Here is a 26,383-nt window from a genome sequence, read left to right on the forward strand (position 1 = left end):
TGATCGAACGCAATCGCCAGTTTGAGGAAGCCCAGGGATGACCCGCATTCCCAATTTCGCCGATGTCGCCTTCCAGCCCGTGGCCAGTACGGCCCCGGCTGCGAGCGCCGAGCCGTGGCTGACGCCCGAGGGCATCCCGGTGAAATCCGTCTACGGCGAGGCCGATCTCGAAGGCATCGACTTCCTCGAGACCTGGCCGGGCATCGCGCCCTATCTGCGCGGCCCCTACCCGACCATGTATGTCAACCAGCCCTGGACCATCCGGCAATATGCCGGCTTCTCCACGGCAGAGGACTCCAACGCGTTCTATCGCCGTAACCTCGCGGCCGGACAGAAGGGCCTGTCGGTCGCCTTCGACCTCGCCACCCATCGCGGCTATGACTCGGATCATCCGCGCGTCTCCGGCGACGTCGGCATGGCCGGCGTTGCGATCGATTCCATCTACGACATGCGCACGCTGTTCGCCGGCATCCCGCTCGACCAGATGAGCGTGTCGATGACCATGAACGGCGCGGTGCTGCCGATCCTCGCGCTGTTCGTCGCGGCTGCCGAGGAACAGGGCGTGCCGCCGGAGAAACTGTCGGGCACCATTCAGAACGACATTCTGAAAGAGTTCATGGTGCGCAACACCTACATCTATCCACCTAGCCCCTCGATGCGGATCATCTCCGACATCTTCGCCTACACCTCGCAGCGGATGCCGAAATACAATTCCATTTCCATTTCCGGCTACCACATGCAGGAAGCCGGCGCGACGCAGGACCTCGAGCTCGCCTATACCTTGGCCGACGGCGTCGAATATCTGCGCGCCGGGCTTGCCGCGGGCCTCGACGTCGATCGTTTTGCCCCCCGCCTCTCTTTCTTCTGGGCGATCGGCATGAACTTCTTCATGGAAGTCGCCAAGATGCGCGCCGCGCGGCTGTTGTGGGCCAAGCTGCTCAAGCAGTTCAATCCGAAGGATCCGCGCTCGCTGTCGCTGCGCACCCATTGCCAGACCTCGGGCTGGTCGCTGACCGCGCAGGACGTCTTCAACAACGTGATGCGCACCACGATCGAGGCGATGGCGGCAACCCAAGGCCACACCCAGTCGCTGCACACCAACGCGCTCGACGAGGCCCTGGCGCTGCCGACCGACTTCTCGGCGCGCATCGCCCGCAACACCCAGCTGTTCCTGCAGCAGGAGAGCGGCACCAACCGCATCATCGATCCCTGGGGCGGCTCCTGCTATGTCGAGCGGCTGACCCGCGATCTCGCGCAGAAGGCCTGGGGGCACATCCAGGAGGTCGAGGCGCTCGGCGGCATGGCCAAGGCGATCGAGGCCGGCGTGCCGAAGCTCAGGATCGAGGAAGCCTCCGCCAAGACCCAGGCGCGGATCGATGCCGGCCGCCAGGCGGTGATCGGCGTCAACAAGTTCAAGCCCGAGAACGAGAAGCCGATCGACGTCTTGAAGGTGGAGAACTCCACCGTGCGTCGGCTGCAGATCGACAAGCTGGCGCGGCTCAAGAAGGAGCGCAACCAGAAGGACGTCGATGCGGCGCTCGCCGCGCTTACCCGCTCGGCGGGCGAAGGCAACGGCAATTTGCTGGCGCTGGCGATCGACGCCGCTCGCGCCAAAGCCACCGTCGGCGAAATTTCGGACGCCATGGAAAAGGTGTTCGGCCGCCACCGCGCCGAGATCAAGTCCATCACCGGCGTCTACAAGCGAGAGGCAGCGGCGATGTCCAACAAGGTCGAAAAAGTGCAGGCCCTGATCGATGCGTTCGAGGAGGCCGAAGGCCGCCGTCCGCGCATCCTGGTGGCGAAAATCGGCCAGGACGGCCATGACCGCGGCCAGAAGGTGATCGCATCGGCGTTCGCCGATGTCGGCTTCGACGTCGATATCGGACCGCTGTTCGCAACCGCCGATGAAGCCGCCCGTCAGGCGGTCGAGAACGACGTCCACATTCTCGGCGTCTCCTCGCTCGCCGCGGCACATCTCACCGCGGTGCCCGAACTGAAGGCCGCGCTGAAGAAACACGGCCGCGACGACATCATGATCATCATCGGCGGCGTGGTGCCGCCGCAGGATTACGACGCGCTGTATGCCGCCGGCGCCGAGGCGATCTTCCCGCCCGGCACGGTGATCTCGGATGCCGCCGAGGAGCTGATCCACAAGCTCAACGCCCGGCTCGGCCATAGCGCTGCAGCGGAGTAACGCTGCCGCGCTTGCCCCCTGCCACCTGGAGTTTTTCATGCGCGCCGATCGCTTGATGACGCCTGCCCGCATCATGGCTTTTACCGGCCTGCTGGCCTGCCTCTGCCTGCCCGCCATCGCCGCCGATCCGAAGCCCGACGCGTCGATCAAGAATGCGAGCATCGAGGCGAGCGTCTATCTCGACGACAGGATCAAGGCAGATAGCGCGCTGGCGGCCGATTGCCTCGCCGAAGGCAAGACGTGGATCGACAAGAATGCCGCCGAGGCTGCGGCCGACCGCAAGCAGGAGCCTGACCTCTTCAAGGATCGTGGTGGCTACTCGTTCGAACGCAAATACTCGGAGCGCTCCGTCGTCGACGGCCGCTATGTGAGCGTGCTGCGCGATGACTACATGGACACCCACGGCGCGCATCCGAACTCCGACGTCAACACCATCCTGTGGGACACCACCGCGAAGAAGCGCATCAGCATCCGCCCGTTCTTCACCGAGACCGCAGACAACGGCCCAACCCTGACGGCGATGCGCAAGGCGGTCATCGCCGCGCTCAACGCCGAGGAGAAGCGGCGCGATGCCGGCGAGACCGCAACCGCCGAGTGGTACAAGGAGATGAAGCCGACCCTGCTCAAGATCGGCGCCGTGACGCTGGCGCCGTCGACCGAAGCGGGCAAGAGCTCCGGCCTCACCTTCCACTACCCGCCCTATGCCGTCGGCCCCTACGCCGAGGGCCAATACGTGATCTTCGTGCCGTGGGAGACGCTGAAACCCTATCTGACACCGGAAGGCGCAAAGATCTTCGCCGGCGCACGGCCGAAGGGCGATGCGGACGAGCAGCAATAGTTCGTAGCCCGCATGAGCTGAAGCGATATGCGGGGCCGGTTTCCCCTGACATCGCGGAGCCTGTCATCGGGCGCGCGTTCGCGCGACCCGTTGGCTCACCCGGGCTACGGGTGTCTGCACGATTTCTGGATAATGGAAGAATGCCGCTGAGTTGCCCGACGTGTCAAGTAGCCTTGTCGCACGTGCCTTGTCGCACGCCGGCTGCCAGCCGCCGGCTCCTTTGCATGGGGTTGTTTTCGACATTTTGGCAGTGCGCCCCTGCGACGTGCCGATCCGCGTTCCCCTCGCCTGCCATGGCCAGCCGTTGTAAACCAACACCATGACCTCACCGAAGCCTGCCGCTCCCGACATCCGCGCCCTCGCCAAGGACCTCCGTGCCGGCCACCGTGCCGCGCTGGCGCGGGCGATCACGCTGGTCGAGAGCCGGCGCAGCGACCACCAGGCGGCGGCGCGCGAGCTGGTGCAGGCGCTATTGCCCGACACCGGCAAGGCGGTGCGGGTCGGCATCACCGGCTCGCCCGGCGTCGGCAAATCGACCACCATCGATGCGCTCGGCATGTTCCTGATCGAGCGCGGCCACAAGGTCGCGGTGCTGGCGGTCGATCCCTCCTCGGCGCGCACCGGCGGCTCGATCCTCGGCGATAAGACCCGGATGGCGCGGCTCGCCGTCTCCGACCAGGCCTTTATCCGTCCCTCGCCCTCCTCGGGTACGCTCGGCGGTGTCGCGGCGAAGACCCGCGAGGCGATGCTGCTGTGCGAGGCGGCCGGCTTCGACGTCGTGCTGGTCGAGACCGTCGGCATCGGCCAGTCCGAGACCGCGGTCTGCGATATGACCGATTTCTTCTTGGCCTTGATGCTGCCCGGTGCCGGCGACGAGCTGCAGGGCATAAAAAAGGGCCTTGTCGAGCTCGCCGACATGATCGCGATCAACAAGGCCGACGGCGACAACCTCAAGCGCGCCAACCTCGCCGCCGCCGACTATCGCAGCGCGCTGCACATCCTGGCGCCGCGCTCCGAGCACTGGCATCCGCCGGTGGAGACCTATTCCGCGCTGACCGGCGCCGGGCTCGACCGGCTCTGGCAGAAGATCCTCGACCACCGTACCGCGATGAACGCCTCGGGCGAGTTCGCCGGCCGCCGCCGGGAACAGCAGGTGAAGTGGATGTGGTCGATGCTGGAGAGCCGGATGATGGCGCGGCTGCGCTCGGATGCCGCGATCCGCGCCAAAGTGAAGAAGATGGAGGCCGAGGTCGCCGGCGGCCGCATCTCGCCCGCGGTCGCCGCCGAACAGATCGCGGAGATGCTGCATTGAGCGGCAGGCTGCGCATCCTCGTCACCGGCTTCGGGCCGTTTCCGGGTGCGCCGTTCAACCCGACCATGCCGTTGGTGAAGCGGCTGACCGCCCTGCGCCGCCCGGCCTTCGACGACGTCGCGCTGTCGAGCCACATCTTCGACGTCACCTACGCGGCCGTCGATCGCGAATTGCCGGAGCTGATCGCAGAACACCGCCCGCAGGCGCTCTTGATGTTCGGCCTCGCCGGCCGCACCGACTATCTGCGGATCGAAAGCCGTGCCCGCAACGCGGTGACCACGCGCTTCCCCGACGCCGGCCGCCAGCATGCACGCAAGGGATCGATTGAGGGCGGCGCCGATGCGCGCATGTTCGGGCCTCATACTGAAAAATTACTGCGCGCCGCGCTGGCGACCGGGATCGACGCGCGAGCCTCGCGCGACGCCGGCAGCTATCTCTGCAACTATCTGAGCTGGCGCGCGATCGAGGCCGTCAACGGCGACAATGACTTGCGCCTCGCGCAATTCGTCCACGTCCCGCCGCTCGCCCATGACGGCACGGCTGCACCCGGCAAATCATCGATCACGCTGGAAGCGCTCGTCGATGCCGGCGAGGCCATGCTGATGGAGCTGGTGAAACTGACCCGGCAGGCCTCGCGCGCGTGAGCGCGCGGATCGGGCGGTGTAAGTACACGTCCCTAGTTGGCATCCTCCAACTCACGCGTACGCAAGCTGCGCATCATTTCAATGAACTCAGGCTCCGCAGGATCGATCTTGCGGAATCTGTAAGGCTCGAACCCAATCATCGGAGGAGGTAGCGCGACGCCCGCTAGCCCGACGGTCAGACTCCCCGTCCAGGTCGTCCCGATGAAATTGACACGGTAGATGCGCCCCTTGTGCAGCAGATGATGGATGGGCACTACCGGCCCAATGGCTCCTTTCTTCGGGCCATTGTCGATGCAGACAACCAGGTCTCCTACGTCAAACACCGGTCTCTCCTCTCAAGCCAGCGGGCGAGCAATACTCCAGACGCGTCAACCGTAGACCCCGGCAAAGACTAAAATTGGATCGAATGACGAGGTCTGCAACGGGTTGAATTCAGTGTCGTCGGCCGGGACCCATAACCACGAAAGATCATCGTCGCTGCGATAATGAGTCGCGTTCACAACACAAGCCGCGGCGTATGGGTCCCGGTCTTCGCCGGGGCGGCCTGGGAAGGAGTCGTGGGCCCGCATTCTCCCCGGTGTCAGGCCCGCGAAGGCGGGGCATCCAGTACGCCGCGGCCTCTCGATTCAAGCACCGGCGGCTCTGGAATTCTGGATTACCCGCATGCGCGGGTGACGACACCGAGGAACGCCTGTTTGACACGTGAATCGGTTGCACCCGCGATTAACCCTACCGCCAACAATCGCCCCGCTGCGTCGGCGTGTTCACCATGCCGCGCCGCCTTTCGCGCTACCACTCGACCCGCGAACGTCACCGCTCGCGAATGTTGCGAGGGCCTTGCCCATGGACGTCAACCGCCGCCATCTGATCGGAGTAACCGCCGCCGGCGCAGCCGGCGCGCTTGCGATGTCGCCGGACGCCGCGCGTGCCGCCGCGCCATCGACCGGCTCGCTCGGCCGCGACGTCACGCAATATGGCGTGCACCCCGGCAGCCCGGACGACCAGACCCGCAATCTGCAGCGCGCGATCGACGACGCCGCGCGGGCGCAGGTGCCGCTGGCGTTCCCGCCCGGCGTCTACCGCACCGGCCTGTTGCGGCTTGCGCCCGGCAGCCAGCTAATCGGCGTGCGCGGCGCCAGCCGGCTGGTGTTCAACGGCGGCGCCTCGCTACTGGAGGGCGAAGGCGCCGGCGGCGTCGTCCTGATGGGCCTCAGCTTCGACGGCGGCAACGTCCCGCTGCCGAACCGGCGCGGCCTCGTGCACTGCCTGTCCGGCCGCGACATCCGCATCACCGATTGCCGGTTCACCGGCAGCGGCGGCAACGGCATCTGGTTCGAGCAGATGTCGGGTGACGTCAGCAACAACATCTTCACCGAGATCGCGACCACGGCGCTGGTGTCGTTCGACGCGCTCGGCCTGATGGTGTCGCGCAACACCATCAAGGGCACCAACGACAACGGCATCGAGATCCTGCGCACCGCGATCGGCGACGACGGCTCGATCGTCGCAGACAACCGCATCGAGGACATCAAGGCCGGCCCCGGCGGCTCCGGGCAGTACGGCAACGCCATCAACGCCTTCCGCGCCGGCAACGTGATCGTGCGCGGCAACCGCATCAAGAACTGCGATTTCTCGGCGGTGCGCGGCAATTCGGCCTCCAACATCCACATCACCGACAACAGCGTCAGCAATGTCCGCGAGGTCGCGCTCTATTCGGAGTTCTCGTTCGAGGCCGCGGTCATCGCCAACAACACCGTCGACGGCGCCGCGATCGGCGTCTCCGTGTGCAATTTCAACGAGGGCGGCCGCATCGCGGTGGTCCAGGGCAACATCATCCGCAACCTGCTGCCGAAGCGCCCTGCAGGCACCGACCCGAACGACGGCGCCGGCATCGGCATCTATGTCGAGGCCGACAGCACCGTGACCGGCAATGTGATCGAGAACGCGCCGACCTTCGGCATCGTCGCCGGCTGGGGCAAGTACCTGCGCGACGTCGCGATATCAGGCAACGTAGTCCGCAACGCCTTCGTCGGCATCGGCGTCTCGGTGGTGCCGGGCGCCGGCACCGCGCTGATCAACAACAACATGATCTCGGAAACCCCCCGCGGCGCGGTGGTCGGGCTCGACCATGCCCGCCCGATCACGCCGGATCTGTCGGCAGGCGGCGCCCAGCAATATGCGCAGCTCGTGGTCGGCGCGAACGCGGTGCGGCGCTAGATCCGGAAAAGGGCGAAGCGGTTTTTCCTCGCGACAAGCACGGAGATCATGCTCAAAAAATAAGCGAGAGCGGTCGCCTACAGCGCGTTGCGCAGCAGCGGATAGCGCCGCTGGATGGTGTCGAGATCGAGCACCGGCGGCGGCGCAGCCGGAGCGGGCATTTCCAGCGGCGGCGCGTCGGCGACCGTGGGCGGCTGCTCCAGCACCTCGGCCGCCGTTTCCAGCGCGGCCGCGACCGCTTTCATCGCCGCCTCGGCCAAGACCGAGGCCTCCGGCCGGCGCTCGAGCGGCGGCGAGATGTGGGGCGGCGGCAGTTTCGACCTGCCGCGGCCGAGCCAGGACAGATCGATCGGCGAATTGTCGAGCGAGGCTTCGCGGGTCAGCAATTCGCGCCAGATGTCGACCGCGGCGCGGGCTTCCCTGATGTTCTCGAGAAAGGCCTGCTCGCTGTGATAGCGCCGCCAGCGCCCGGTATCGAACAGTTCGGTAAGGTGCTCCAGCCTTTGCTCGGCGAGGTTGCACCAGCGTGCAACGATCTCCTGGCCTCTGGCCACGTCGGTCCGATGTGTCATTCAAATTGCCCGCAGGAAAAGAAACGGACGCAGACGCAACCGAACGAACCGAACCGAATCAACTGGACGCGACGCCGATATTCTGTGGAAAAGGTAAATAAAGTCTAACTAAATTCTTAGTCGCGAACGGGCGATCGAAGAAGTCCGCTCTACTACGGAGTTTCTCGCTCGAACTGCCTCAAGTCATCGACTTGCCGTGGTGGCGATGCGCACCGCTCCTGGGGCGGAATGATCCACAGCAAACCGTCGCAGCCGTCGCGCGTTTGCCCATCCCGTTGCGATCGGTCGGCGCCATCGCGCCGCGCACCGTCGAGTCCGTCACACAAGGGACCCCCAAAATGAAAGACCCGTCCGGGGGGACAACCGGACGGGTCAAAGCCATATGGGCGCTTGGGGTGGATGGGCGCTCGCGCCTGATATAGCCGGGGAGGGATAAACCGCTCCCACACACATAAGTCGTGAGAGGAAGGCGGACGTTCAAATCGCCGGCGATTTTTTTAACCTTCTCGCGCCGCGGTTCCATCGCACCGTTGCCGGCGTTCGGCGTCGAAAATCACTGCGCAGCACGGCGATTTGCAGCGGAATCCTCCGATGCGATCGACGGCGCGGGTTCATTCGACGTGCGGCTCACGGAAGTGTTATTGCCGTCGGCCTGCTGTGCAGGCTGCGACGGTTTGTCCGCGGCAGAGGCAACGGGAGCACTGGTGGCCGCCATCACCGCGGCAAGCGCATCCGCTTCCCCCGCACCGAACAGATCGTCACGTCCAGGTGTCCCGAGATCGCGCGCCGTGCTGGCCAGGACCCGTCGCACCTCGGCGGGCTTCAATGCCGGATTGCGTTCCAGCACCAAGGCCGCGATGCCGCTGACGAACGCGGCCGAAAACGAGGTGCCCGACATCAGCTGGTATTTGCCATCGGGCACCGGCGCGAGGAGGTCGGCGCCCGGGGCCGCCAGCGCGATATGGCTGCCGCGGTTCGAGGCCGCCATCAGCCGGTCGCCGGCATCGGTGCCACTCACCGCGATCACATCGGGATGGGCGGCCGGATACAGCGGCGGCGATGTCGGACCGGCATTGCCGGCCGCGGCGACCAGCACGACGTCCCGTGCCGCGGCGGCTGCCACGGCGCGTCCGACAAGTGCGTCCTGCGGTCCGGCGAAGCTCATGTTCACGATCTGCGCGCCATGCGCCACCGCGTAGTCGAGGCTCCTGAGGATCACATAGGAAGTGCTCCCGGCGCCGCCCGCGACCGCACCGAAGGCGCGGATCGCCAGGATCCGCACTTCCGGCGCGCTCCCCGTGAGCCTGACACGCGCCGCAATCGCGCCGGCAATGGCGGTGCCGTGGGCGTTTGGAGCATCCTTGCTGCCGAGCGCATCGAACGTATCGGCGACCGTGTTCGCCAATTCCGGATGGGCGGCGTCGACGCCGGAGTCGATCACGGCAATGGTGACATTCATCCCGCGCGCCAGCTTGTGAGCCGCGGGCAGATGCAGCTGTGTCTGGGCATATTGCGCCGGATCGCTGCCGCCCGACGCCTTCTGGTCCTGCAGCGCGTAACGGTAGTTGGGCTGTACGGAGCGGACGCCGGCATCGCTTGCGAGCTCGCGGCTCGCCGTTTCGGCCGAACGATTGCCCAGGATGCGGAACAGGCCGATCGTCGCACCCAGCAGCGCGACATTCTGCGAGGCGATCCGCCTCAACCCATGACGGCGTGCGAGTGCATCTGCTTCCGCCTCCGTCAATGCACCGTCGATTTCGGCCACGAGCTCATTTGGCACGGTTCGCACGCTCGACGCATCCTGTGCACGCAAACTGCCGCCACCGCCGGCCCTGCCCTTCCGCGTTGCGCCCTTGCCGCCGTTGCCGGCGACCGGCCGGTCGGAACATTGGCCTCGATCGCCGTCATCGCAATTAGCGGAGAGACGGGGCGCGGGGCGCACAGGGGGCGGCACGCGCGGTCGCGGCCCATCGTCGGTCCACGACGTGGCCGGGCCACGGTCCACCGATAGCGGCGGCATGCGGCCAACTGGGCCGCCGAACCCGCCGGCGGGATTGCCACCAAGCTTTCCGATGCCGGGATTGGCCCGCAACCCGGGCGAGACCTGTGGCGCGCCGCCACCGGTCGGCGATCGCATGAAATTCTGGGCGGAGGCGGAGCCGGCAACACAGACCAGCAACAATGCTGTGGCTGCGGCGATCGCGTGGTTCGTCGATCTGGTCCGGCCGTTGGCGGCCATGGTGACCTCAACTCGGCGCAGAACCGTCAGCCGCCGATTACGGCGTTTCGACCGCGAGGCTGACGATCTTCTCCTTCTGCAAACGCGCAATCAGCGCAGCGACGCTGCTCTTGTCCATTGCGCGGAACTGCAGCCGGAACATCCCGCCCTTCCCGTCGAGGATCGAGGCCTGGTAATTGTCGAGCAGCGACGTGATGTCGGCGACCCTGGCATCGGGTGTGAAGCGCACCAGTAGCCGGGTCGGCGTCGCCGCCACGCTGGCGCCAAGGTCGCGCGTGATCGGCGCACTGGGCGCGACCGGCGCACTGCGCTCGGCGACATCGAGCGACGCCGTCTGGAACAAGGCCGGCTGGCTGCGCATCAGCACCGCGCCGATCACACCCGCCTGCAACAACACCACGACCGCACCGAGGCCGGACGACCACGCCAGCGTCCGCGGCGACAATTTCGAAAAGAACTCCGAGACAGAGGCCGACATGCGCGCGCCCATCGACGGCTTGTGCTCCGGCTCGGCATCGATCGCGGCGAACAGCTTCTGCATCGCGCGCGCCGAGGGCGCACCGAGGCTCTCGTTGAGGCCGATGGTCTCGGCATATTCCTCGCGAATGACGGCATATTGCCGAGCGAGCTCCGGATCGCTCGCAAGCGCGTCCTCGACGCGGCGCGTGTCACGCGCGTTCAGCGTGCCGGCCGCGTGCCAGGGCAGCAGCATCTCGATATCGTCAGGCTCTTGCACCTTTGTTCTCGCAGCCATCATGGCCAACCTCGCTCGACACCGGCTGCCTTCAGCAACTCGGCAAGTTTCTTGCGCGCATAGAACAGGCGCGTCTTCACGGTATTCTCCGGAATCCCCACGATCTCAGCGACGTCTTCCACGGATTTCTCGTGATAGTAGACAAGATCGACAATTTCCCGATGTTCCGCCGATAGTCCCGTCAGGCACCTACGCAGCGTGTCACCGGTGTCCTTCTTCTGCACCACCGTTTCCGGATCGTCGGACGTGTCCTCGATCGCGTTCGCGGCCTCATCGTCCAGCTCGGCGTCCTTCCTTCGCCGCAGCGAAGACAACGCCTTGAACCGGGTAATCGCCAGAAGCCAGGTCGAAACGGCGGATCGTCCCTCAAACTTGCCCGCCTGACGCCACACGTCCAGGAAGACCTCGCTGATGAGATCTTCCGCCACCTGTTCGTCCCGCACGAGCCGAAGCCCGAAGCGGTACACCCTGACATGGTGCCGCCCGTACAGCACCTGCATGGCAAGCCGGTCGCCTTGAGCGATCCGAGCGATCAGAACGTCGTCTGAAGCCGCCTGTGTCGCGCTCAATGCCCGTCTCGCAAAGTTGGTCTGAAGGGGGCGGTGCGTGGTTCGACGCGAGAGCCAAGATTCTTCACATTACGGCAATGTCCGCACTGCATGTGTGATCTATGCCACAGTCGGCGCTTCCAATGAGAAAAAATCAGCCGAGACTCGATAAACGGTATCATAATAGTGGAAACTCTCGCGGACAGGCACCATCCGGCGCGACCATACCAAGGCTTTATCGGCACGCCAGCACCGTCACGAAGTCCGCCACAGCGCAGGCTTGCCGCACATCGCTCCCGTCTCGCCTCTGCGAACGGATTCCCCTTACGAAACAAGGGCGATGACCGGGCTACACCGGGGTAGATTCGGTTCCAAAAGATACCAAACCTAAAGGCTTTCCCACGTAGATTTTCGCCGGACTTCACCAATGGCGAGACCATGGGCAGCGCTGCGTCGTCACTTCCCAGTCCGATCGCGGGCGCATCGGAAAGCGGCCGTCCCAGGCTGACGGCCGAGCGCCTGGCGCGCCGGGCCAAGCAGCGCCGCCAGATCCAGTCGATGATCGCGGCCTGCTTCGTGCTCGACGCCGTCGTGCTGCTGATCTACGCGCATGGCGGCACCACGTCGGCTTGGGTGGCGGCCGCCTACGCGCTGACCGGTCTGTCTTTGGTCGCCGTCTATGTGGTGCTCTCCGAGCGCGGCTTTCACGAGCGCTTCCGCGACCACTATCTGGTCGCGCCGCAATCGGCGATCAACATGGTGAACCTGCTGGTGTTCACCTACATCGCGCCGGAAGTCGGCGTGCTGTTTCTCTGCAACCTGTTCGTGGTGTTCGGCTTCGGCGCGCTGCGCACCTCGGCGCGGCAGACTGCGATCGTCTGGACCGTCATGGTGCTGGGCCTCGCCGCGCTGTTCCTCGGCACCGACAAGGCGATCGGGATGCCGACCGCGACCCGGATCGATCGCCTCGCCACCATGCTGGTGTTCGCGCTGACGATCGGGCGCTGCATGTGCCTCGGCATCTTCTCCAGTTCGATGCAGCAATCGCTGTACCAGAGCGGGCTGAAGCTGAAGGAAGCCTACCGGCGCATCGAGGAGCTCGCGGAGCTCGATGAACTGACCGGCGCCTCCAATCGCCGCAGCATCATGCGCACGCTCGAAGAGGAGATCGCGCGCTGCGCGCGCAACGGCAGCTCCTGCGCGGTCGCGCTGATCGACCTCGACCATTTCAAGCGCATCAACGACGTCTACGGCCATCCGATCGGCGACGAGGCGCTGCGCACCTTCGCCATCGGCATGTTCGCCAACCTCCGCAGCGTCGATCGCTTCGGCCGTTACGGCGGCGAGGAATTTTTGCTGGTGCTGCCCGACCTGTCGCAGGATCAGGCGATGCGCGCGCTCGAGCGGCTGCGCGCGATCATCGCCAATCTCGACTGGAGCGCATTCTCGCCCGGCATGCGGGTGACGATCTCCGCGGGCGTCACGACGCTCAAGCCGCGCGAAAACTCCGATACGTTGCTCGCCCGCGCCGATGGCGCGCTTTACGCAGCCAAGGCCAGGGGACGCAACCGCATCGCCAGCGGCTGAAATCCTTTTCCTCTTCGGCGCCGGAGAAGCCGTCGCCGCCGCTCCAGGACAGAGTCATGAGTTTGAAGCCCGAGACCGCTCCCGAAAGTCTGCTCGATGAGCTGCAGACGACGCTCGCACACGGCACCGTCGCACGCCGCGTCGAGACGCTGCGCCGCGTGACCGACCTCTTCATCAACGGCTCGGTGAACTATTCCAACGAGCAAATCGTGCTGTTCGACGATGTTTTCCAATGCCTGCTCGAGCACATCGAAAACTCGGCCAAGGCGCTGCTCGCCGACCGCCTCGCCCCGATCGATACCGCACCGCCGCAGACCATCCGCACCCTTGCCTTCGACGACCTGATCGAGGTGGCGGGCCCCGTGCTGACGCTGTCGCCGCGGCTCGACGACGACACCCTGATCGAAACGGCGCGCAGCAAGAGCCAGGCGCATCTGCTCGCGATCTCGAACCGCAAGACGCTGAGCGGCGCCGTCACCGACGTGCTGGTGCTGCGCGGCAATGACGAGGTGATCCAGAGCGCGGTCAACAATCCCGGCGCGGAATTCACCGAGCGCGGCTTCACCCGCCTGGTCAGCCGCGCCGAGGGCGACGACAACCTGTCGACCTGCGTCGGCCTGCGCCCGAACATCCCGCGGCATCTCTATCTCAAGCTGGTCGCCAAGGCCTCGGACGCGGTCAGGCAGCGGCTTGAGGCTGCCAATCCGCAGCAGGCCAAGGAGATTCCGATCGCGGTGAAGGAAGCGACGCGGCGCGCGCGCTCGGCGCCGGCCGCCGTGACGCCGAACACCACGATCGCGCATGCCTTGGTCAAGTCGCTCTACCAGGATGGCCGGCTCGACGAATTCCAGCTCGCAGCCTTCGCCGAGGCCGGCAAGTTCGACGAGACCAATGCCTCGCTCGCCGCGCTCGCCAACGTCTCGGTCAGCGTCGCCGAGAACATGATGATCGAAACCCGCGCCGAGGGTGTCATGATCCTGGCCAAGGTCTCGGGCCTGTCATGGTCGACGGTGCGGGCGATCATCAACCTGCGCGACGACATCTCGGGCGGCGAGCCGACCGATCTGCAGGCCTGCAAGGACACCTATGAGCGGCTGCGGCCGTCGACCGCGCAGCAGGTGCTGCGCTTCCATCGCATGCAGCAGTCCGCGCCAGCGGCCTAGTAGCGTAGCGCCCGGTTTCCCATCAGTGCGCCGACGCTCGCAACGATCGCGGTCGCCAGCGTGTACCAGGTGGCGACGAACAGCGGCGAGTCATCCGTGCAGTGCGACGCGTAGACGGTTGCCGCGAGCCCCGCCGAGAGCAGGCCGGCTATCGCACCCGCGACCGCCGGCCGCGCCGGCGCGCCCTGCCGCAGCCCGTACAGCGCGCCGACCAGCAGCGGCAGCGACATCGCGGGGATCGCGGTCATGCAGGCCATCGAATTCTTGCCGATCAGCCGCGTCATCATCGGCGTCCGCTGCGGCATCATCATCTCGCCGCTGATGGCGGCGACGAGGATGCCGGCGGGAATCAGCAGCCACCAGCCGAAGCCGCGCAGCGAAGCCTCCGGGCGCGACAGATGCAGGCTGACCGCGATCGCCGAGGCGGCAAGCGCCAGCGTCACGGCGAATTTCAGGTCGAAGAACGGATTGTGCATCGCGATCATCACGTCGGGCCGCACGCCGAGTTCGGCGAAGAAGATCAGGAGCGAGACCGGCGCCGCCGCCAGTAGCGCCAGCATCAGCGCAAGACCGATCGGACGCGCGCGATAGGCATTGTCGGCGGCCAGGGTTCGAATGAGTTGATCGGTGTCCATGCTCATCGATCCCGTAATTTCGCAGTGAGGCTCGCAAGCCCGCGATGCAGCGCGACTCGCACCGCGCCCTCGGTCATCGAGAATTTCGCCGCGGTGTCCTTGATCGAGGCGCTGTCGACCGCAATCGATTGCAGCACCTCGCGCTGCCGCGCGGGCAAAGCCTGCAACTGGGCGCTCACCTCGCCCGGTGAGGCCGTCGGTTCCGGTGTTTCCCCGGGCAGCGTCTCGGCGAAATCATCGATGTTGACGAAGATCCGCTTGCCGCGGCGGCGCAGCGCGTCGATCAGCTTGTTGCGCGCGATCGCGAACAGCCACGGCGCGAACGCCGCGCTGGTGTCCCAGGTCTGTCGCTTCAAATGTACCGCCAACAAGATGTCCTGCACGATGTCCTCGGACTGATCGACCGGTTGTCCCGCGCGCGCCAGGCCGCGGCGCGCCGCAGCACGGAGTACCGGCGTGATGGCCTTGAGCAGGCGATGGTACGCCGCATCATCGCCTGAAATGGCCGACCGCATCAGGCCGGTCCATTCATCCTCACGTTCGCGCACGCAGGCTCCTGAATTGCAATTCGGCCGATCTTTCAGTTCGTTACGCGGCATGCCAGACGATCACGAATTCGTGATCTCTATCCTCCAGCAAGACCGCGCCGAGGATCGGCCTCAAAGAATCGCTCCGGCGGGTTTCCAGACGTCACGGCTCATAACACCGATCGGTCCGACAAGCATCGGTGCTGCTGCCGTCGATGGGCCACTGGGAAGAAATTGCCCAGCTTTTGCCCCCGGATGCCCGAAGATTCCCTTTTTCTGCCCCGGTGTGGACACGCAGCGGGGTCTCTTTTCGCCCTTGGGCGGGCGACATGGGGAGATCATCAAAATGAAGATCAAAGCCAGCGGGCGCTTGGCATTGATGGTTGCGACAGGACTGACAGGGCTTCTTGTGTGTCTCGCGGCTCCGTTGCCGGCGCATGCGGCCGGATCGGACGCATCGGCATCGAAATCCGACAGCGCAACGACCGACAAGTCTGCCGAGCAGAGTTCGCGGCATGGCCGGCGCTCGGCACGCCACCGGTCCTCCAGGACCGCTGACAAGACCGCCGACAAATCCGACAGCAAGAAGGCCACCAATAACGACGCCGGCAGGGTCACCTCGGCAGGCATTCCCGCCACCGTCGCCAACGCCAATGCGGAGCTGACCTCCGGCGACGACAATGCAGCGGCGACGCCGGTGAAAGCCAATGTGTTGATTGCCGCGGCCGACAAGCCCGCAGACCAGTCCGACGGTAATGTGGTCGCATCCGACCAGCTCAACGAGGTCGACCGAGCCCTGCAGCAGGAGCAGCCGGCGGAACAGCCGCAGCCGGCCCAGCCGCAGACCGCTCAACAGGAGGCATCGCCGGCGCCGCCGCCGACGGTTGCCGTGGCTGCACCCAAGCCGGCCCCGGTTCTGGCGAGCAGCGACAGCGCGAGCTGGGACCAGACCTCGCTGATCGGGAAGATCTTCATCGGGTTCGGCGCTTTGCTCACGGTGGCCTCCGCCGCGCGCATGTTCATGGCCTAGCGGAGGCACCTGCGGTGCGGCGCGGGGGGCGCCGCACCGCAGCCCAAAGCCTCGTTTCAGCCACTTGAAGCGCATCCCGTCAGCGGGCACATTGCCCGGCAAATCAGGCACGGGGTTTGCGTCCATGGCTACGTTCGAATTCATCATTGTCGAAAGCAAGGGACCAGTCGGCGTCATCACGCTGAACCGGCCGAAAATGCTGAATGCGCTCTCGTTCGGCGTGTTCCGCGAGATCGCCGCGGCGGTCGACGATCTCGAGGCCGACGACAAGATCGGCTGTATCCTGATCACCGGCAGCGAGAAGGCCTTCGCGGCCGGCGCCGACATCAAGGAGATGCAGCCGAAAGGCTTCATCGACATGTTCAACAGCGATTTCACCGCCATCGGCGGCGACCGCGTCGCCCGTTGCCGCAAGCCGACCATTGCCGCGGTCGCGGGTTATGCGCTCGGCGGCGGCTGCGAGCTCGCGATGATGTGCGACATCATCATCGCCGCCGACACCGCCAAGTTCGGCCAGCCGGAAATCACCCTCGGCACCATTCCCGGCATCGGCGGCACGCAGCGCCTGACCCGTGCGATCGGTAAGTCGAAGGCGATGGACCTCTGCCTGACCGGGCGGATGATGGATGCGGCGGAAGCCGAGCGCTCGGGCCTCGTGTCGCGGATCGTGTCGGCCGACAAGCTGCTCGAGGAGGCGCTCGCGGCAGCCGAGAAGATCGCCTCGATGTCGCGTCCGGCCGCCGCGATGGCAAAGGAAGCCGTCAACCGCGCGTTCGAGACGCCGCTCGCGGAGGGCATGAATGTCGAGCGCAACCTGTTCCACTCGACCTTCGCGCTCGAGGATCGCTCCGAGGGCATGGCGGCGTTCATCGAGAAGCGCAAGCCGGTCAACAAGAACCGCTAAAGCATGATCCGGAAAAGTGCGAAGCGGTTTTCCGGACAAGACCATGCTCAGACAACAGGCTAAGGCGCGATGATCTCATCGCGCTTTAGCCATTCGGCTCCGTTGCAAGGCCGCGGTGACGAGCGCGCGATAGGCGCGCTGGGCGAAATGCGTCGGCTTGTCGAGACCGAGCCGCGCCAGGCATTCGCGGTCGGCGGCATCGGGCGGATGCCGCATGCCCTGCCACAGCAGGCCGGCGAGTTGCAGCGGCGTGTGCTGCGCCTGCTGCAAGATCTGCAAGGCCGGAATCAACCGCTGCTCGACATCGGTGAAGTCGCTGCCGAACGGGAATGACGGCAGCAGTCCGGCATCGCGCGCGGGCCTCAGCGCATCGCCGATGCGCTCGGGATAATTTTCGCGATGCGCCGCAGGAATCTCGTAGCTGCGTTGCAGCTTGCCGGCATCCTTTGCCCGCCGCATCAATTCGCCCTGGAAGCGGGAGTCCGAGACCTGCAGCATCGCGGCGATCACGTCGGCATCGGATTTCCCCCTGACGTCGGCAACGCCATATTCCGTGACAAAGACATCGCGCAGATGCCGCGGGATGGTCTCATGTCCATAGGACCAGCGGATGTTCGACTGCGCTTGCTTGCCGGACTGACGGGTCGCCTCCAGCGCCAGCACAGAACGTGCGCCCTCGAGCGCGAATGCTTGCGCCACAAAATTGTACTGACCGCCGACCCCGCTCACGACCTGGCCGTTCTCGAGACCGTCCGAGATCGCAGCGCCGAGCAGCGTCGCCATCATCGCATTGTTGACGAAGCGCGCATCGACCCGGGCGCGACGCTTGCCGTCCTCGTCGCCGAAGATCTCGTTGGTGAAGGAAACCGGCATCATCTGGATTCGCGCCAGCTGCTCCGGTGCCATCTCGCGCAGCGCCCGGTAGAATGATGGCGGGCCCAGGAAGAATGCGCCGTGCAGGATCACGCCGCCGACCTCGCGCTTGAGGATGCCGGCGTCGATCAACCCGAGGAACGCCTCGAACAGCATCTCGCTGACGCCGTAGAGACCCTTTTCGAACGACCCGGTCTCGGCCGCGGCGAGTTGCCCGGTACCGGGCGCAAGGCGCTGCATGATGCCGTGGAATTGGGCGTTGTCGCGATGGCGGACCACGAGCCCCTGCGCCAGCGCGTCGCCGACCTGCCCGATGCCGATCTGCAACGTGCCGCCGTCGCGGACCAGACCGGCGGCGTGCAAGCCGATCGCATATTTGGTGTCGCTGATCGGCTCGGACGGCGGCGCGAACAGCGGGAAATCGGTCTCGGGACTGTCGAGCACCGCGGCGAATTCATCCGCCGGCAGGTCGCCGGCGCCGGGCATGAAGGGCAGCTCGGAATTGACCTGGCCGATCAGCTTGAACGACGCCCGCCCCTGCGCACGGGCGCTCAGCACGTCGAGCGTGGTGTCGGTGTTGCAGCTCAGGCTGTAGCGCGGCACGCCGTCGACCATGCGCTTGGCAACGAGCTGAGGCACGACATTCAGTCCGCGCGACAACAAATATGACGCCGCATGGGTGTAGTTGGCGGAAATGTAGTGCTGTTGCGCGAATGGCTGGTGCAGCCACTGCCCCGCGAGGAAGAAGAACTCAAGTCGGAGGCCAAGCGGTCTTAGGAAGACAACTATAACACTCAACTCCTTGGCTCACAAGTCGGAGGCCAAGCGGTCTTAGGAAGACAACTATAACACTCAACTCCTTGGCTCACAGAACGACATGGCTACGATCCGACTTAGCGCGGAGAACAGCGTCAGGTTGATGGAGCGGTCGGCCACTGCTCGCGCATACAGCGCGTTGACGATGTGGTTGGCCTTGCCGAGGCCGAGCGGCAGCCCGACCACCAGTTCGGTTCCGACGTCACGAATGATGTGCTCCGCGATCGCCTCGGGGTCGGAGAAGAATATCGGCATCAGCAATGGACCCGGAAGAGACGGTGGATAACCGGCATCGTTGAATCGACGGCCGGCGGTTCAAACTTATACTTCATATGACCGATACGTGCGCCTGTGACGAACCGGCAACAGACAAGAACTGAAATGATGTGCAGATGTCGCGCGGCGGTTTGTCTGTGGCGGCACCGCCCCGTAAACAGGTAGATGTGTCGGCGGCGTCGGCGGGGGCGCACTGCCGGAGTTTTGGTTTGCGGGATCACATGGTTGAGCGTGCCGCGAGGGTCGGCGACGTAGCGAGGCGCGTGCTTTTGTCGGGCATCGGCCTTGGCGCGCTGGCATGTGCGCTGCTGACGGAGACCGCGGCACGCGCCGAGAGCCTGCCGGACGCCCTGGTCAAGGCGTATCAGACCAATCCGCAACTCAACGCCGAACGGGCGCGCCAGCGTGCGACCGACGAGAACGTGCCGCAGGCGCTGGCCGGCTACCGTCCCCAGATCATCGCCGGCCTGTCGGTTGGTCTGCAAGCGGTGCGCGACCAGCTGCCCGGCAATGTGATCCAGACCGCAACGCTGAAGCCGTGGCAGATCGGCGTCACCGTGACGCAGACCCTGTTCAACGGCTTCAAGACCGCCAACAGCGTCCGCGTCGCCGAGTTGCAGGTGCAGTCCGGCCGCGAGGCGTTGCGCAATGTCGGCCAGGGTGTGCTGCTCGACGCGGTCACCGCCTACACCAACGTCCTGGCCAACCAGACCCTGGTCGAGGCGCAGCGCGCCAACGTCGCCTTCCTGAAGGAGACCCGGGCAATCACCGAACGGCGCCTTAATGCCGGCGACGTGACGCCGACCGATACCGCCCAGGCCGAGGCGCGGCTCAACCGCGGCCTTGCCGATCTCAACGCCGCCGAGGTCAATTACGCGATCAGCCAGGCCACCTATGCGCAGGTGGTCGGCAACGCACCATCCCAGTTGCGCCCGGCCGAGACCATCGACCGGCTGTTGCCGCGCAGCCGCGAGGATGCGATCGCGCTCTCGCTCCGCGAGCATCCCGCCGTCACCGCGGCAGGCTTTGACGTCGACGTTGCCTCGACCTCGATCCGCGTCGCCGAGAGCAGCCTGATGCCGAATGTCTCCGTGCAGGGCAGCGTCAGCCGCAGCCGCGACACCGACACCACGCTCGGCAGCTTCGGCACCGATCAAGCCTCGGTGATCGGTCAGGTGACGCAGCCGATCTATGACGGCGGCACCGCCGCATCGCAGACCCGGCAGACCAAGGAAGTCGCGGCGCAGAGCCGGCTGGTGCTGGATCAGGTCCGCAATCAGGCCAAGACCGCCGTGGTCAGCGCGTGGGTCGCCAATGAGGGCGCCAAGATCGCGGTGTCGGCTTCCGAGTCCGAGATGAAGGCCGCGGAGGTTGCGCTGGCTGGCGTGCAGAAAGAAGCCGCGGGCGGCCAGCGCACCACGGTCGACGTGCTCAACGCGCAGCAGGATCTGATCACCGCGCGAGCACGGCTGATCGGTGCGCAGCGCGACCGCGTGATCGCCTCCTACACGCTGCTCAGCGCGACCGGGCGCCTCGACGTCAAGACGCTGAACCTGAAGACGCCGGATTATCTGCCCGAGGTGCACTACCATCAGGTGCGCGACGCCTGGCACGGCCTGCGCACGCCGTCGGGACAATAGGCACTGCGGAACCGTTCGCTCCGCGAACGGGCCCTTCCCGCCCGCTCTCTCCGCCGATAACCTCCGCCCCCGCCGGCAACCCATAATGCCGGCGCGCGTATGACGCGCATAACAGCCGAGCACGCAGGGAGACGTCCAATGCTGACGCGACGCGATATGATGCAGGTTTCCATCGCAGCCGGAGTGACCATGACCAGCAGCAACGCATTTTCCAAGGCAGCGCAACCATCGACCGCGGTGAACTTCGACGTGCCTGCCGGGGCATGCGACTGCCACACCCACATCCATGGCGACCCCGAGAAATTCCCGTTCTTCGCCGGCCGCGTCTACACGCCGGAACCGGCCTCGCCGGAGGAGATGAGCGCGCTGCACAAGGCGCTCCATGTCGAGCGCGTGGTGATCGTGACGCCGAGCGTCTATGGCCCCGACAATTCGTCGACCCTGTTCGGCATCACGGCCCGCGGGCCGACCGCGCGCGGCGTCGCCGTGATCGACGACAAGACCAGCGAGAGCGATCTCGATGCCATGAACAAGGCCGGCTTCCGCGGCATCCGCCTCAACCTCGCGACCGGCGGCGTCAACGATCCCAATGTCGGCCGGCAGCGCTTCTCGGCCGCGATCGAGCGGATGAAGGCGCGCGGCTGGCATGTGCAGCTGTTCACCAGCCTCGCCATGATCTCCGCGATCAAGGACCTCGTCGCTACAGCGCCGGTGCCGGTCGTGTTCGACCATTTCGGCGGCGCCGAGGCCGCCCTCGGCACAGGCCAGCCGGGATTTGCCGACCTGCTCGCGCTGGTCAAGTCCGGCGAGGCCTATGTCAAGATTTCCGGCGCCTACCGCGCCTCCAAGCTCGCGCCCGATTATGCCGACGCCACGCCGCTGGCGCAGGCGCTGATCGCGGCCAATGCCGAGCGCATCGTCTGGGGCACCGACTGGCCGCACCCGGATTCGGTGACGCCGCAAGGCAAGAAGGTCACCGACGTGACGCCGCTGTTTCAGATCGACGACGGCCGCCTCCTCAACCAGCTTCCGGTCTGGGCGCCGGACGCCGCGGTCCGCAAGGCGATCCTGGTCGACAATCCGGCGCGGCTCTACGGCTTCACCTGAGGCCGTCCTTCGGCCGGCGCGAGAAGTAGGAGATCAAGACCGGCAGCGTGATCAGGATCACCAGCGGCGCCAGCATCATGCCGGTGACGACGACGATAGCGAGCGGCTTCTGCACCTGCGAGCCGATGCCTTCCGAAATCGCCGCCGGCAACAGGCCGACGCCCGCCACCACGCAGGTCATCAGCACCGGACGCAACTGCAGCTCGCCGGTGCGGATCACCGCGCGCATCCGGTCGTAGCCTTCGTCGATCAGCTGGTTGAACTGCGACAGGATGATGATGCCGTCCATCACCGCGATGCCGAACAGCGCGATAAAGCCGATCGCCGCCGACACGCTGAACGGAATCCCCGAGATCAGCAGCCCGAGCACGCCGCCAAAGATCGCCATCGGGATCACGCTCATCGCGAGCATGGTGTCGACCATCGAGCCGAAATTGAAGAACAACAGCACCGCGATCAGCGCGAGGCTGATCGGCACCACGATCGACAGCCGCCTGATCGCGTCCTGCAGATTGCCGAACTCGCCGACCCACTCGACACGCGATCCCGGCGGCAGCTGCACCTGCTCGTCGATCTTCTGCTGCGCCTCCCGGATCGCGCTGCCGAGGTCACGCTCGCGGACCGAGAACTTGATCGGCAAATAGCGCTCCTGCTGCTCACGGTAGATATAGGCCGCGCCGGAGATCAGGTTGATCGAGGCCACTTCGGAGAGCGGTATCTGCGTGATGCCGCCGTTGGCGTTGGCCACCCCGATCCGCAAGTTCTGGATCGCCTCCGCGCTCTTGCGATATTCCGGCGCAAGGCGGACGATAATCGGAAAGTGCCGGTCGCTGCCGGGCTCATAGAGGTCGCCGGCGCTGTCGCCGCCGACCGCAACCCGGATCGTGGCGTTGATGTCGCCCGGCGACAGGCCATAGCGCGCGGCGCGCGCGCGATCGACGTCGATCTGGATGGTCGGCTGGCCGAGCGAGGTGAACACCGCAAGATCGGTGACGCCCTGCACCGTCGACAGCACCGACTTGATCTTGTTGGCGGTGTCGGTCAGCGCCTGCAGATCATTGCCGTAGAGCTTGATCGAGTTCTCGCCCTTCACGCCGGACACCGCTTCCGACACGTTGTCCTGCAGATACTGCGAGAAATTGAATTCGACGCCCGGGAATTTCTCCTGCAACTGCGCCAGCAATTGCGCAGTCAGCACGTCCTTGTCGTGAGTATTTGGCCATTCGCTGGCCGGCTTCAGCGGCGCGAAGAATTCGGCGTTGAACAGGCCGGCCGCATCGGTGCCGTCGTCGGGACGGCCGTGCTGCGACACCACCGATACCACCTCGGGACGGCTGCGGATCAGCTTCCGCATCTCGTTGACATAGGCATTGCCCTCCTGCAGCGAGATCGTCGGCGGCAGCGTGGCGCGGATCCACAGATTGCCCTCTTCCAGCTTGGGCAGGAATTCGAGGCCGAGGAAGCGCGCGAAGATGATGGTCATGACCACGAGGCCGGCCGCGCCGGCCATCACCAGCTTGCGGTTGGCGATCGCCCAGTTCAGCACCGGCAGGTAGATCGCGTCGAGCTTCTTGACGATCCAGGTCTCGGTCTCGTGGATATGCGCCGGCAGGATGATCGCGCTGAACGCCGGAGTGACCGTGAACGTCGCCAGCAGCCCGCCGGCCAGCGCGTAAGCATAGGTGCGCGCCATCGGGCCGAAGATGTTGCCTTCGACGCCGGACAGCGTGAACAGCGGCAGGAACGCCGCGATGATGATCGCCGCGGCAAAGAAGATCGAGCGCGACACATCGGCGGCCGCCGACAGGATCGCGTGGCTCTTCATCCCCATCACCGTGTCCTCGGAGATGTGGCTTCGCTCGTGTTCCGACAGCGCGGTGGTCTGCGACAGCCGGCGGAAGATCGCCTCCACCATGATCACGGTGGCATCGACGATCAGGCCGAAATCGATCGCGCCGACCGACAGCAGATTGGCGGATTCGCCGCGCAGCACCAGGATGATCACGGCGAAGAACAGCGCGAACGGGATCGTCGCACCGACGATCAGCGCGCTGCGGAGGTCGCCGAGGAATATCCACTGCAACAGCACGATCAGGAGGATGCCGACCACCATGTTGTGCAGCACGGTGTGGGTGGTGAGCTCGATCAGGTCCTTGCGGTCGTAGATCCGCTCGATCTTCACGCCGGGCGGCAGGATCGAGGAATGGTTGATGTCGTGGACCAGCTGCTCGACGCGGGTAATCGTCGGCGAGCTCTGCTCGCCGCGGCGCATCAGGACGATGCCCTGCACGATGTCGTCGTCATTGTCGAGGCCGGCGATGCCGAGCCGCGGCTTCTCGCCGATCGTGACATGGGCGATGTCGCGCACCAGCACCGGATTGCCGCCGGACTGCGAGACCATGGTGTTGGCGAGGTCGTCGATCGAGCGGATCAGGCCGACGCCGCGCACCACGGCCGATTGCGAACCGATGTTCACGGTGTTGCCACCGACATTGATGTTTGCGTTGGACACCGCCTGCAGCACCTGCGGCAGCGTCAGTCCGTTGGCGACCAGCTTGTTGAAGTCGACCTGGATCTCGTAGGTCTTGGTCTTGCCGCCCCAGCCGGTGACGTCGATCACGCCGGGCACCGCGCGGAAGCGGCGCTGCAGCACCCAGTCCTGCAGCGTCTTGAGGTCGAGCACGCTGTAGTTAGGCGGTCCCTTCAGGCGGTAGCGGAAGATTTCGCCGATCGGGCTGAGCGGCGAGATGCCGGGCAGCACGTTGCCCGGCAGCGGCGCGAGCTGCGACAGGCGGTTGAGCACCTGTTGCAGCGCCTCGTCATAGGTGTAGTCGAAGGAGAACTGCAGCTTGACGTCGGAAAGGCCGTACAGCGAGATGGTACGGATGGTCTTGAGGTTCTTGATGCCGGCGACCTGGGTCTCGATCGGGATCGTGATGTAGCGTTCGATCTCCTCGGCCGAGAGGCCCGGGCTCTGCGTCACGATATCGACCATCGGCGGGGTCGGATCGGGATAGGCCTCGATGTTGAGCTGCTTGAACGCGAGCAGGCCGCCGATCAAGACGGCCACAAACATGGCCACCATCAAGTAGCGGCGATTGACGGCAAGGGCGACGAGGCGATCCATTCAGATCGGCGCTTTCAACTGGAAGGGAATTTTCTTATTGAGCGTGATCTCCGCGCAAACGCGTTGCGCGTTTGTCGCGAGGGAAAACCGCTTCCCACTTTTCCGGATCATGCGCTTAGGTGCCTGATGCGGCGCGGTCGATGAAGAGGCTTCCCTTCGTCACGATCTGCTCGCCCGGCTTGAGGTTGCCGGCCACCTCGACGAGGTCGCCATTGATGAGGCCGGGCTTGATCTGACGCAGCTCGATGGTCTTGTCGTCGGCCCTCGCGACCCAGAGCCGAACCTGGTCGCCCTCGTAGATCAGCGCCTGCTTCGGCACGCCGACTGCCGGGTGATCGCCCTTCGAATACAGCGTCACATTGGCGAACATCTCGGGCTTCAGCCGCTTGTCGGCGTTGTCGATGGTGGCGCGAACCAGGAGCCGGCGCGAGGTCGCGTCGATCGCCGCGGCGACATAGTTGACCCGGGCGTTCAGCGTCTTGCCCGGCAGCGCCATCACGCTGAAGGTGAGGTCCTGGCCGACCGCGACATTGTCTGCGTCGGATTCGCGGACGAAGGCGATCAGCCAGACCGTCGACAGATCGCCGATCACGTAGACCGGGTCGCTGGCACCGGTCGAGACATACTGGCCGGGACCGGCCTTGCGCTGGACCACGGTGCCGCCGATCGGCGCGAACACCGTCGTCTCCGGATTGAGGCGGCCCTTCTGCCGCAGCGTCGTGATGTCGTCGTCGCCGAAGCCGAGAATGTGCAGCTTGTTCTGCGCCGCTTCCAAAAGCGTCTGCGCCGAGCGCGCATCGTTCTGCGCTTGCACCAGCGCGGTCTGGGCCTGCTGATAATCCTTCAGCGGGATCGCCTTGCCCTCGGACAGATCCTTGGCGCGCTTCTCCTGGATCTGCGCCAGGTCGAGCGCCGACTGCGCCTTGTTGAGGCCGGTCATCGCCGCGATGTAATCGTTCTGCGCCTGCACGGTGTCGGCCGCCTCGATCACGAACAGCGGCTGGCCCTTCACAACGGCATCGCCCGGCCGCACCATGAGGCGGGTGACACGCCCGGTATAGGGCGAATAGACCGGGGTGGAGCGGTCCTCATCGATGCCGATCTTGCCCTCGGTCACCAGCTCGGAGCGGAAAGTGTGCTCGCTCACGGTCTGGAAGGTCAGGCTGGCCCACTCGGCCGCCGACGGCGCATAGCGCGCGCCGCCCTTGCGGGACTGGCTGGAGACTTCCGAAGATGTCTGCTTTTCCGAGCCGAAACGCGTGTAGCCATAGGCACCCGCGCAGGCAACCGCCAGCAGCGCCGCGGCCACGACCAGGCGCGGACGGCTAAAGCTCTGCATTCTCTTGGTAAACTCTTTCACCATGCGGTCCGCGGGGTCGA

22 protein-coding genes are annotated in these 26,383 nt (G+C 65.6%); 11 read left to right on the forward strand and 11 right to left on the reverse strand.

Annotation, left to right across the window (positions count from 1 at the left end):
• Nucleotides 1–37: 37 nt before the first annotated feature.
• From scpA to Q2M23_RS04580, 4 genes are all read left to right on the forward strand, one after another.
• Nucleotides 38–2,194 (forward strand): methylmalonyl-CoA mutase, encoded by a 2,157-nt coding sequence (scpA, locus tag Q2M23_RS04565; protein WP_316394568.1) that lies wholly within the window; start codon nt 38–40, stop codon nt 2,192–2,194.
• Between the two features lie 37 nt (nt 2,195–2,231).
• The gene (locus Q2M23_RS04570) at nt 2,232–3,032 is read left to right on the forward strand and encodes an RsiV family protein (RefSeq protein ID WP_410469686.1); all 801 of its coding nucleotides are present in this window, start codon (nt 2,232–2,234) and stop codon (nt 3,030–3,032) included.
• A gap of 319 nt (nt 3,033–3,351) precedes the next feature.
• Nucleotides 3,352–4,344, forward strand: a complete 993-nt coding sequence (gene meaB / locus Q2M23_RS04575; RefSeq protein WP_076833131.1) for a methylmalonyl Co-A mutase-associated GTPase MeaB — start codon at nt 3,352–3,354, stop codon at nt 4,342–4,344.
• Nucleotides 4,341–4,988, forward strand: coding sequence for a pyroglutamyl-peptidase I (locus tag Q2M23_RS04580; protein WP_229192050.1), 648 nt, complete (start codon nt 4,341–4,343; stop codon nt 4,986–4,988). Before meaB ends, Q2M23_RS04580 begins: the two co-directional genes overlap by 4 nt.
• Before the next feature lie 32 nt (nt 4,989–5,020).
• On the opposite strand, the gene Q2M23_RS04585 is transcribed toward Q2M23_RS04580, so the two are convergent.
• A complete protein-coding gene (locus Q2M23_RS04585) occupies nt 5,021–5,311 on the reverse strand; it encodes a hypothetical protein (RefSeq protein ID WP_057015652.1) in 291 nt (96 codons plus the stop codon).
• 520 nt (nt 5,312–5,831) lie between these two features.
• Between Q2M23_RS04585 and Q2M23_RS04590 the strand changes: the two genes are divergently transcribed.
• Nucleotides 5,832–7,205: a TIGR03808 family TAT-translocated repetitive protein gene (locus Q2M23_RS04590; RefSeq protein ID WP_316394573.1), complete on the forward strand. Its 1,374-nt coding sequence runs from the start codon at nt 5,832–5,834 to the stop codon at nt 7,203–7,205.
• Between the two features lie 77 nt (nt 7,206–7,282).
• Here Q2M23_RS04590 and Q2M23_RS04595 read toward each other — a convergent pair whose 3' ends face one another.
• From Q2M23_RS04595 to Q2M23_RS04610, 4 genes are all read right to left on the reverse strand, one after another.
• Nucleotides 7,283–7,777, reverse strand: a complete 495-nt coding sequence (locus Q2M23_RS04595) for a TIGR03809 family protein (RefSeq protein ID WP_141339549.1) — start codon at nt 7,775–7,777, stop codon at nt 7,283–7,285.
• A 553-nt stretch (nt 7,778–8,330) separates the two neighbouring features.
• A complete protein-coding gene (locus Q2M23_RS04600; protein ID WP_410469687.1) occupies nt 8,331–10,016 on the reverse strand; it encodes a S8 family serine peptidase in 1,686 nt (561 codons plus the stop codon).
• 37 nt (nt 10,017–10,053) lie between these two features.
• The gene (locus tag Q2M23_RS04605; RefSeq protein ID WP_050387103.1) at nt 10,054–10,773 is read right to left on the reverse strand and encodes a hypothetical protein; all 720 of its coding nucleotides are present in this window, start codon (nt 10,771–10,773) and stop codon (nt 10,054–10,056) included.
• Complete coding sequence (locus Q2M23_RS04610) at nt 10,770–11,339, reverse strand: sigma-70 family RNA polymerase sigma factor (protein WP_016843228.1); 570 nt, start codon at nt 11,337–11,339, stop codon at nt 10,770–10,772. The genes Q2M23_RS04605 and Q2M23_RS04610 overlap by 4 nt, the downstream gene beginning before the upstream one ends.
• A 417-nt stretch (nt 11,340–11,756) precedes the next feature.
• On the opposite strand from Q2M23_RS04610, the gene Q2M23_RS04615 reads away from it, so the two are divergent.
• Both Q2M23_RS04615 and Q2M23_RS04620 read left to right on the forward strand, forming a co-directional pair.
• On the forward strand, nt 11,757–12,905 hold the full coding sequence (locus Q2M23_RS04615; protein ID WP_316394581.1) for a GGDEF domain-containing protein: 1,149 nt from the start codon (nt 11,757–11,759) through the stop codon (nt 12,903–12,905).
• A 56-nt stretch (nt 12,906–12,961) separates the two neighbouring features.
• Complete coding sequence (locus Q2M23_RS04620; RefSeq protein WP_076833113.1) at nt 12,962–14,068, forward strand: DUF2336 domain-containing protein; 1,107 nt, start codon at nt 12,962–12,964, stop codon at nt 14,066–14,068.
• Here Q2M23_RS04620 and Q2M23_RS04625 read toward each other — a convergent pair.
• Together Q2M23_RS04625 and Q2M23_RS04630 are read right to left on the reverse strand one after the other, a co-directional pair.
• Complete coding sequence (locus Q2M23_RS04625; protein ID WP_076833110.1) at nt 14,065–14,703, reverse strand: NrsF family protein; 639 nt, start codon at nt 14,701–14,703, stop codon at nt 14,065–14,067. The genes Q2M23_RS04620 and Q2M23_RS04625 overlap by 4 nt on opposite strands.
• Nucleotides 14,704–14,705: 2 nt before the next feature.
• Nucleotides 14,706–15,251, reverse strand: a complete 546-nt coding sequence (locus Q2M23_RS04630) for a sigma-70 family RNA polymerase sigma factor (RefSeq protein ID WP_076833573.1) — start codon at nt 15,249–15,251, stop codon at nt 14,706–14,708.
• Nucleotides 15,252–15,300: 49 nt separating this feature from the next.
• Between Q2M23_RS04630 and Q2M23_RS04635 the strand changes: the two genes are divergently transcribed.
• Both Q2M23_RS04635 and Q2M23_RS04640 read left to right on the forward strand, forming a co-directional pair.
• Nucleotides 15,301–16,260 carry a hypothetical protein gene (locus Q2M23_RS04635; RefSeq protein ID WP_225641783.1) on the forward strand — a complete coding sequence of 320 codons (960 nt, stop codon included), beginning with the start codon at nt 15,301–15,303 and terminating at the stop codon, nt 16,258–16,260.
• A gap of 124 nt (nt 16,261–16,384) precedes the next feature.
• Entirely contained in the window at nt 16,385–17,164 is a 780-nt protein-coding gene (locus tag Q2M23_RS04640) for an enoyl-CoA hydratase (RefSeq protein WP_253640287.1), read from the forward strand.
• A 75-nt stretch (nt 17,165–17,239) separates the two neighbouring features.
• Here the strand turns inward: Q2M23_RS04640 and Q2M23_RS04645 are convergent, their stop codons facing one another.
• Both Q2M23_RS04645 and Q2M23_RS43950 read right to left on the reverse strand, forming a co-directional pair.
• Nucleotides 17,240–18,835 (reverse strand): acetyl-CoA hydrolase/transferase C-terminal domain-containing protein, encoded by a 1,596-nt coding sequence (locus tag Q2M23_RS04645; RefSeq protein WP_410469688.1) that lies wholly within the window; start codon nt 18,833–18,835, stop codon nt 17,240–17,242.
• Nucleotides 18,836–18,889: 54 nt separating this feature from the next.
• Nucleotides 18,890–19,108, reverse strand: a complete 219-nt coding sequence (locus Q2M23_RS43950) for a hypothetical protein (RefSeq protein WP_410469691.1) — start codon at nt 19,106–19,108, stop codon at nt 18,890–18,892.
• 242 nt (nt 19,109–19,350) lie between these two features.
• Between Q2M23_RS43950 and Q2M23_RS04650 the strand changes: the two genes are divergently transcribed.
• Nucleotides 19,351–20,769, forward strand: coding sequence for a TolC family outer membrane protein (locus tag Q2M23_RS04650; RefSeq protein ID WP_143271176.1), 1,419 nt, complete (start codon nt 19,351–19,353; stop codon nt 20,767–20,769).
• A gap of 138 nt (nt 20,770–20,907) precedes the next feature.
• Nucleotides 20,908–21,876, forward strand: coding sequence for an amidohydrolase family protein (locus Q2M23_RS04655; RefSeq protein WP_316394594.1), 969 nt, complete (start codon nt 20,908–20,910; stop codon nt 21,874–21,876).
• On the opposite strand, the gene Q2M23_RS04660 is transcribed toward Q2M23_RS04655, so the two are convergent.
• Together Q2M23_RS04660 and Q2M23_RS04665 are read right to left on the reverse strand one after the other, a co-directional pair.
• On the reverse strand, nt 21,869–25,003 hold the full coding sequence (locus tag Q2M23_RS04660; RefSeq protein ID WP_076833100.1) for an efflux RND transporter permease subunit: 3,135 nt from the start codon (nt 25,001–25,003) through the stop codon (nt 21,869–21,871). The genes Q2M23_RS04655 and Q2M23_RS04660 overlap by 8 nt on opposite strands.
• A gap of 115 nt (nt 25,004–25,118) precedes the next feature.
• On the reverse strand, nt 25,119–26,366 hold the full coding sequence (locus tag Q2M23_RS04665) for an efflux RND transporter periplasmic adaptor subunit (protein WP_057015665.1): 1,248 nt from the start codon (nt 26,364–26,366) through the stop codon (nt 25,119–25,121).
• Between the last annotated feature and the right edge of the window lie 17 nt (nt 26,367–26,383).

It is taken from the genome of Bradyrhizobium sp. 33ap4, assembly GCF_032654765.1.
GTDB lineage: Bacteria > Pseudomonadota > Alphaproteobacteria > Rhizobiales > Xanthobacteraceae > Bradyrhizobium > Bradyrhizobium australafricanum.